This is a genomic window from Citrobacter sp. TBCS-14 (assembly GCF_005280805.1).
GTDB lineage: Bacteria > Pseudomonadota > Gammaproteobacteria > Enterobacterales > Enterobacteriaceae > Citrobacter > Citrobacter gillenii.
In genome coordinates this window covers 1-241 of the sequence record NZ_SZWM01000237.1, presented here as the reverse complement: position 1 = coordinate 241, position 241 = coordinate 1, and the positions used below count along the sequence as shown (strand labels likewise).

Genomic DNA, 241 nt, shown 5'->3' with positions numbered 1-241 from the left:
CTGCCATGAAAGAAGATGGCGTAAATATCTGGGGTGACGGTAGCACCTATAAAGGGAACGATATTGAACGTTTCTATCGTTACGGCCTGCTGACCAACGCCGAACTGCAGATTTACAAACCATGGCTGGATACCGACTTCATCGACGAACTCGGCGGTCGCCATGAGATGTCCGAATTTATGATTGCCTGTGGTTTCGACTACAAGATGTCTGTCGAAAAAGCGTATTCCACCGACTCCAA

General features: G+C 48.1%; 1 pseudogene. It reads left to right on the top strand.

Features of this window, described 5'->3' with window-relative positions:
• A pseudogene (locus FDX22_RS12270) lies at positions 1-241 on the top strand (argininosuccinate synthase); the annotation flags it as partial.